Here is a 1,597-nt window from a genome sequence, read left to right as displayed (position 1 = left end):
GGCGGGTGTGACCCAGACCTGGCAGGACGAACACGCCATGGTCGCCTTGAGTTTCACCGAGCTTGAGCAACTATTGCAGCCGCACTTCGAGGTGCACGTCTTCGAGCATGACTACGAACGGATTACCCCCTGGGGCGGCACGTCCGGGAATGCATTGTTTGTCTGCGTGAAGCGCTAAGAACCGGCCAACGATCTCTTGGTCGTTGGCGCAGGAACAGCTGCAAGCTGGCCAATTTGGCTGTCAGTGAATCGTAGGGAAACGCTCTTTCACCAATGCCTGAGCCTGATGGGCCATCTGGTCGAGCAGGCAATCGCGTTTGTGCTCGGCCAGGCTGAATCCTCTCACACGCATTCGCGACTAGAATTTCGCTGCCGACTCCTCTAAAGCCAGGTCAGATTTCCCCAAACAACGTCAGGTCACGAGCGTAAGTTCGGTCTCCAGGATACGGGTATGAAAAATTCACAAGATAAAGCTGAAGCCGACGAGGATTTAGCACAGCTGGTAATAGGCCACGGACCCTGCACGTATCTAATGCTGCTCTTACTGGGCTTGATCCTCCTGTTTCCCTATCTTGAGGAAGGTATATTCGCTCGCACATTGCTCGGCATTCTGTTTTCAATCGTGCTGCTCTTGGGCGCATTTGCCACCAGGCAGACTCGGTGGGGGTTCGGTCTCAAACTGGGCTTGGCGTTGCTCGGGGTTAGCCTTCAATGGGCGGCATTGTCGACTGCAAGTATCGCGATTCTTAAACTTGCCGGGGTCGCTTATGCGACGTCTCTTGCAGTCTCGTTCAGCGGAGTGCTTCGCTATATTCTCAAGCGCGGGCCAATTACAGCCGACAAGCTGCATGGCGCGCTCGCGGGCTACATCATGTTGGCCTTCATGTGGTCCTTCATCTATGCCATGGTCGAGATATCCAGCGCTGGCTCATTTGGCCCTGGACACCTCGATTTCACACAACCCGGCACTTTTTTCAAACTGATCTACTTCAGCCTGACGACGCTCACGACCACAGGTTTCGGTGATGTTCTTCCATTGACCAATCACGCTCGCTCACTTGTGATGGTCGAAGAATTTTCAGGCGTCTTTTACGTTGGTGTTGTGATAGCGCGGCTCGCTGGTCTTTATCCGTCGAATCAGACCAAGTGACGCTCGACTTGCCTGAGCCACCTGAATACACAATCACATCAGTCGGGTAATCACTGAGATCGGCAATCAGGGGCGCCGGCACCCGGATCTCGCCTGTGGCACCGCGCCGCACGAGCGCCTCAGCCTCGAGAAGACCATGGCGGGTGTGACCCAGACCTGGCAGGACGAACACGCCATGGTCGCCTTGAGTTTCACCGAGCTTGAGCAACTATTGCAGCCGCACTTCGAGGTGCACGTCTTCGAGCATGACTACGAACGGATTACCCCCTGGGGCGGCACGTCCGGGAATGCATTGTTTGTCTGCGTGAAGCGCTAAGAACCGGCCAACGATCTCTTGGTCGTTGGCGCAGGAACAGCTGCAAGCTGGCCAATTTGGCTGTCAGTGAATCGTAGGGAAACGCTCTTTCACCAATGCCTGAGCCTGATGGGCCATCTGGTCGAGCAGGC

1 protein-coding gene and 2 pseudogenes are annotated in these 1,597 nt (G+C 55.6%); all 3 read left to right on the top strand.

The window, feature by feature from the left end; all coding sequences use genetic code 11:
* Positions 1-178: pseudogene (locus E8F20_RS10920) on the top strand (SAM-dependent methyltransferase); the annotation flags it as partial.
* A 273-nt stretch (positions 179-451) separates the two neighbouring features.
* Positions 452-1,150 (top strand): ion channel, encoded by a 699-nt coding sequence (locus E8F20_RS10915; protein WP_280283737.1) that lies wholly within the window; start codon positions 452-454, stop codon positions 1,148-1,150.
* A 115-nt stretch (positions 1,151-1,265) separates the two neighbouring features.
* Positions 1,266-1,466, top strand: a pseudogene (locus tag E8F20_RS10910) (SAM-dependent methyltransferase); the annotation flags it as partial.
* Between the last annotated feature and the right edge of the window lie 131 nt (positions 1,467-1,597).

Source organism: Pseudomonas sp. BN415 (genome assembly GCF_029871195.1).
In the GTDB taxonomy this organism is placed as follows: Bacteria; Pseudomonadota; Gammaproteobacteria; order Pseudomonadales; family Pseudomonadaceae; genus Metapseudomonas; species Metapseudomonas resinovorans.
The sequence above is the reverse complement of the archived record's forward strand: the minus strand, read 5'-3'. Positions and strand labels throughout refer to the sequence as shown.